Genomic DNA, 6000 nt, shown 5'->3' with positions numbered 1-6000 from the left:
GGTCCGCGCCGCGCCGGCCCCGCGGGCGGGCGGCCCGCGGGCGTGTCGCCCGCCCGCGGCGAGGGACCCGCGGGCGGGCGGGCGGCTCAGCCCTGCGGCCGCAGGGCCACCATCATCGCCTCGACGGCGAGCAGGGGCGCGACGTTGCCGGACAGGCGCTCGCGCGCCACCCCGACGGCGTCCATTCGGCGCACCGTCTGCTCCGGCGTCGAGGAGCCGGCGAGCTGACGCACCTGCTCCGCGACGTCGGTGTTGACGAGCTCGACGTCGGCGCCGATCTGGACGACGAGCACGTCCCGGTACATCGACAGCAGGTCCACCATCGCCCGGTCGAGGACGTCACGCTGGGCGCGGGTGGCGCGGCGCTTCTGGTCCTCCTCGAGCTGCTTGACCTGGGAGCGCAGCGCCGGCGGCAGGCGTGTCCCGGCCTCGGCGCCGAGGGTGCGCAGCAGCGACGTCTTCTCGGCGGCGTCCCGCTCCTCGGTGGCCGTCTTGGCGTCCGTGGCGGAGAGCTCGATGAGGTCAGCGGCGGCGAGCACGGCGTCGCCGACGCCGCGGATGGTGGTGGGCACGGCCAGCAGCCGCCGCCGGCGCTCGCGCACCGCGGGGTCGCGCGCCAGGCGCCGGGCCAGGCCCACGTGCGACTGCGCCGCGCGGGCGGAGGACAGCGCCACCGCGGGGTCGATGCCGTCGCGGCGCACGAGGAGCTCGGCCACCGCGGCCGGGTCGGGCACGCGCAGGTGGACCGCCCGGCAGCGCGAGCGGATCGTGGTCAGGACGTCCTCCGGGCTCGGGGCGCACAGCAGCCACACGGTGCGCGGCGGCGGCTCCTCGATGGCCTTGAGCAGCACGTTGGAGGTGCGCTCGACCATGCGGTCGGCGTCCTCCATGAGCATCACGCGCCACCGGCCCTGCGAGGGCGCTCGCTGCGCCTGGGAGACGAGCGGGCGGATCTCGTCGATGCTGAAGATGACCTTCTCCGTGCCGACGAGCGTGACGTCGGCGTGCGTGCCGGCCAGCGACGTCGTGCAGCCGTGGCAGTGGCCGCACCCGGGCTCGCCCGGGTCCGTGCACTGCAGCGCCGCGGCGAAGGCCCGTGCGGCGACGGACCGGCCCGACCCCGGCGGTCCGGTGATGAGCCAGGCGTGCGTCATGGCCCGCGCCGACGCGTCCTCGGAGCCGGCCTGCCGGGAGGCGAGGACGGCGGCGCGCAGCGTCTCGACCACCTGCTCCTGGCCAACGACGTCGTCCCACACGCTCATCGGGACACCTCGACGTCCGGGAGGTCGGCCGGGTCGGCCACGGGCACGGCGGTGACCAGGGGCAGGAGCGGGGCCAGGCGCGCACGCACGGCGGCGTGCAGCTCCTGGGGCGGCCGCGAAGCGTCCAGGACGAGGTAGCGGTCGGGCTCGGCGCCGGCCTGGGCGAGGAAGTGCTCGCGTACCCGCCGGTGGAACTGCGCGGACTCGCGCTCGATCCGGTCGGGGGCGCCGGTGCGGCGGGCGGCCCCGACGGCGGGGTCGAGGTCGAGGAGCACGGTCAGGTCCGGCAGCAGCCCCTCGGTGGCCCAGAGGGACAGCGCGCGGATCTCGTCGGCGCCGAGGTCCCGGGCGGCGCCCTGGTAGGCGACCGAGGAGTCCAGGTAGCGGTCGGTGACGACCACCGCCCCGCGCTCGAGGGCGGGGAGCACGAGCTGGTGGACGTGGTGGGCGCGGTCGGTGGCGTAGAGCAGCGCCTCGGTCCGCGGGTCGACGTGGCCGCCGTGGAGGACGGCGTCGCGCAGGACCTGGCCGAGCTCGGTGCCGCCGGGTTCCCGGGTCAGGACGACCTCGTGGCCGAGGCTGTGCAGCCAGCCGCCGAGCAGCTCGCGCTGCGTCGTCTTGCCGGCGCCGTCACCGCCCTCGAGGGCGACGAAGCAGCCCGGCAGCGGGTGCGCCGTCGGGACGGGCGCGGGGGCGGCGGGGGGCTGGGCGTTCACCTGGCCAGCGTAACCAGCCGCGCCGACATCGCCGCCGACGGTCCGTGCCGTCGCCGTCACTCCCCGGGCGTCACCGCCTCACTCCCCCGGGTAGACGACGCCGAGCTGCCGGCGCACCTCGTCCATCGTCGCCATCACCTCGAGCGTGGCCTGCCACGGCATGGTCGCCGACTCCTGGCGCCCCTCGGACACCGCCCGGGCGACCTCCGCCGCCTGGTACTCGAAGCCGCCCGGGTCGACGGCCTGACCTTCGGCGGTCGGCGGCCACTGCCAGGGCTCCCCGTGGATGGGGCTCAGCACGAAGGTCGTGGGCTGGAAGAACGGCCCAGCGACGTCGATCCGGGCGTCGGTGCCCACGACCGACGCGGTGGTGGCGCTGCGCGCCCACATGTTCGACGTGCTCACCGCGATCGCGCGGCTGCTCTCGTACGTCAGGGTCACCGCCTCGTGGGAGTCGACGCCGACGTCGGTGAGCGACCCGGCGGCGTGGACGGTGGCGGGGGCGCCGAGCAGGCTGTGCGCGAAGGAGAGCGGGTACACGCCCAGGTCCAGCAGGGCGCCGCCGGCCAGGTCGGGCGCGAGGAGGCGCTCCACGGTGTCCAGGCGCTGCCCGTGGTCGGCGCCCACGGCGAGGATCTCCCCCAGCGCGCCGGACTCGACGACGGCGCGCAGCGCCACCATGTGCGGCAGGAAACGCGTCCACATGGCCTCCATGGCGAACAGCCCGCGCTCCCGGGCGGTGTCGAAGACCTCCCGGGCCTCGGCGACGTTGCGCGTGAACGCCTTCTCCACCAGTACGTGCTTGCCGGCCGCGAGCGCGAGGAGGGCGTGCCGGTGGTGGAAGCTGTGCGGGGTCGCCACGTAGATGACGTCGAGGTACGGATCGCCGACGAGGGACTCGTAGCTGCCGTAGGCGCGCCCGATGCCGTGTGTCGCGGCGAAGGCGTCCGCGCGCTGCTGGTCCCGGGAGGCGACGGCGACGATCTGCTGGCGCGAGCGGCTCGGGACCTCGCGCGCGAACCGCCCGGCGATGCCCCCGGCGCCGAGGATGCCCCAGCGCAGGGGCGGCGCCTCCAGCGGGTCGGCCGGCGCGGGCAGGGAGGGTGGCGTCGCCGCCAGATGGCTCATGTGCCCAGGGTAGACACCCCGCAGGGGTCGACGCCGCCGCCTGGCGCCGGGCCGGCCACCCGCTACTTCGCGGCGGCCTTCTTCGCGGCCGGCTTCTTCGCGGCCGGCTTCCTCGCCGCGGGCTTGCGCGCGGGCTTCTTGGCCGGCCCCTTGGCGCGCTTCTCCGCGAGCAGGTCGAACCCGCGCTCGGGCGTGATGTCCTCGACGGCGTCGTCCTTGCGGAGCGTCGCGTTGGTCACGCCGTCGGTGACGTAGGGGCCGAAGCGCCCGTCCTTGACCACCACGGGCTTGCCGGTGACCGGGTCGTCGCCGAGCTCGCGCAGCGGCGGCTTGGCGGTGGCGCCGCGCCCGCGCTTGGGCTGGGCGTAGACCGCCAGCGCCTCCTCGAGCGTGATGTCGAAGAGCTGGTCCTCCGAGGCGAGCGTCCGCGAGTCGGTGCCCCGCTTCAGGTAGGGCCCGTACCGCCCGTTCTGCGCGGTGATCTCCACGCCCTCGGGGTCGGTGCCGACCACGCGGGGCAGGGACAGCAGGCGCAGGGCGTCCTCCAGCGTGACGCTGTCGAGCTGCATGGACGCGAACAGCGACGCCGTGCGGGGCTTGGCCTTGACGACCTTCTTCTTGACCGGCTTCTTCTTCGCGCCCGGGGCAGCGGGGGCCTCGGGACCGGCCGGCTCGGCGCCGGCGGCGGACCCGGCGTCGTCCTCGTCGTCGGGCAGGACCTCGGTGACGTACGGCCCGTAGCGGCCGTTACGGCCGATGATGGTGTGCCCGGTCGCCGGGTCGGTGCCCAGCTCACGGCCGTCGTCGGCGCCGGCGGCGAGCAGCTCGTGGGCCTTGGCCACGGTCAGCTCGTCGGGGGCGACGCCGTCGGGCACGCTGGCGCGCTGGCCCTCGGCGCCGTCGGTGCCGGCGGTCTCGAGGTAGGGCCCGTAGCGGCCCACGCGCAGGCTGATGCCGTCACCGATGTCGATGGTGTTCACCGCGCGGGCGTCGATGTCGCCCAGGCCGTCGACGAGCTCCTTGAGCCCGGGCGCCTCCTCCGTGTTCTCGCCGCGGTAGAAGCGGGTGAGCCAGCCCACCCGGTCCTCGGTGCCGTCGGCGATCCGGTCGAGGTCGGACTCCATCTCGGCGGTGAAGTCGTAGTCCACCAGCCGCGGGAGGTTGTCCTCGAGGAGGCGCACCACGGAGAAGGCCAGCCAGGTGGGCACCAGGGCCTGGCCGCGGCGGTCCACGTACCCGCGGTCGACGATGACGGAGATGGTGGCCGCGTAGGTGGACGGGCGGCCGATGCCGCGCTCCTCCATGGCCTTGACCAGGCTCGCCTCGGTGTAGCGCGGCGGCGGGGTCGTCTCGTGCCCCTCGGCGGTGACCTGGTCGGTGGCCACGGCGTCGCCCTCGGCGAGCACCGGGAGACGGGTCTCCTTCTCGGAGCTCTCGTAGCGGTCGGCGTCGCGGCCCTCCTCGTAGGCGGCCAGGAAGCCGCGGAAGGTGATGACCGTGCCCGACGCCGTCAGCTCGGCCTGGGCCGTGCGGGCGCCGCCGTCGAGCACGGGCTCGGCGGCCAGGCGCACGGTGGCGGTGGAGCCGCTGGCGTCGGCCATCTGCGAGGCGACGGTGCGCTTCCAGATGAGCTCGTAGAGCTTGAACTGCGCGCCGGTGAGCTGGCCCGCCACCTGCGCCGGGGTGCGGAAGGAGTCCCCCGCGGGCCGGATGGCCTCGTGGGCCTCCTGCGCGCCCTTGGCCTTGCTCGCGTAGACGCGCGGCTTGCCGGGGACGTACTCGGGTCCGTAGAGCTCCGCGGCCTGGCGGCGGGCGGCGGAGATGGCCTGCCCGGACAGCGCCGAGGAGTCGGTTCGCATGTACGTGATGTAGCCGTTCTCGTACAGCCCCTGCGCGGTGCGCATGGCCTCGCGCGCACTCATCCGCAGCTTGCGGCTGGCCTCCTGCTGGAGCGTGGAGGTGGTGAACGGCGCGGCCGGGCGGCGCGTGTACGGCTTGGTCTCCATCGACGCGACCCGGGCGTCGGCGCGCTCGAGGGCGCCGGCGAGCTCGGTGGCCCGAACCTCGTCCAGGTGCACGGTGCCGACGGTCGCGGCGGCCTTCTTCAGCCGGCCGTCGTCACCGAAGTCGCGGCCGGTGGCCACGCGCTTGCCGTCGAGGGTGACCAGCCGGGCGACGAACTGGCCCCGGTCGTCCGCGGGGCCGCCCGTGAAGGTGCCCTTGACGTCCCAGTAGGAGGCCGAGCGGAACGCCATGCGCTCACGCTCACGCTCGACGACCATCCGGGTCGCGACCGACTGCACGCGCCCGGCGGACAGGCCCGGCTTGATCTTGCGCCACAGCAGCGGGGAGACCTCGTAGCCGACGAGGCGGTCGAGGATGCGGCGGGTCTCCTGCGCGTCGACGAGCCGCGTGTCCAGCTCGCGGGTGTTCTCCAGGGCGCGGGTGATGGCCTCCTTGGTGATCTCGTGGAAGACCATCCGCTTGACGGGGACCTTGGGCTTGAGGACATCGAGGAGGTGCCAGGCGATGGCCTCGCCCTCGCGGTCCTCGTCCGTTGCGAGGTAGAGCTCGTCGGCGTCCTTCAGGGCCCGCTTGAGCTCGGCGACCTTCTTCTTCTTGTCCGCGTCGACCACGTAGTACGGGTCGAAGTCGCCCTCGACGTCGACGGCGAACTTGCCGTAGGGGCCCTTCTTCATGTCCGCCGGCAGCTCCGAGGGCTGCGGGAGGTCGCGGATGTGACCGACGCTGGCCTCGACCTCGAAGTCGGGGCCGAGGTAGCCGCCGATGGTGCGCGCCTTGGCAGGCGACTCGACGATCACGAGCTTGCGAGAGCTGGGCACGCGGACTACCTCACATCAGTTTCTGGCCGTCTGGTTGACCGGCCACGGGTT

Annotated in this window: 4 protein-coding genes; all 4 read right to left on the bottom strand. The window is 74.6% G+C overall.

The window, feature by feature from the left end:
• Positions 1 to 86: 86 nt before the first annotated feature.
• The 4 genes from EJK16_RS08200 to topA all read right to left on the bottom strand — a co-directional run bounded on the left by EJK16_RS08200 (position 87) and on the right by topA (position 5949).
• Positions 87 to 1262 carry a DNA polymerase III subunit delta' gene (locus tag EJK16_RS08200; RefSeq protein ID WP_127128192.1) on the bottom strand — a complete coding sequence of 392 codons (1176 nt, stop codon included), beginning with the start codon at positions 1260 to 1262 and terminating at the stop codon, positions 87 to 89.
• Complete coding sequence (tmk, locus tag EJK16_RS08195) at positions 1259 to 1978, bottom strand: dTMP kinase (protein WP_240645873.1); 720 nt, start codon at positions 1976 to 1978, stop codon at positions 1259 to 1261. Before tmk ends, EJK16_RS08200 begins: the two co-directional genes overlap by 4 nt.
• Positions 1979 to 2056: 78 nt before the next feature.
• Positions 2057 to 3106, bottom strand: coding sequence for a Gfo/Idh/MocA family protein (locus EJK16_RS08190; RefSeq protein WP_127128190.1), 1050 nt, complete (start codon positions 3104 to 3106; stop codon positions 2057 to 2059).
• 62 nt (positions 3107 to 3168) lie between these two features.
• The gene (gene topA, locus EJK16_RS08185; RefSeq protein WP_127128188.1) at positions 3169 to 5949 is read right to left on the bottom strand and encodes a type I DNA topoisomerase; all 2781 of its coding nucleotides are present in this window, start codon (positions 5947 to 5949) and stop codon (positions 3169 to 3171) included.
• Positions 5950 to 6000: the final 51 nt, after the last annotated feature.

The sequence above is a fragment of the Georgenia sp. SYP-B2076 genome (assembly GCF_003991205.1).
Classification (GTDB): domain Bacteria; phylum Actinomycetota; class Actinomycetes; order Actinomycetales; family Actinomycetaceae; genus Georgenia.
This window is presented reverse-complemented; position numbering and strand designations above follow the sequence as displayed.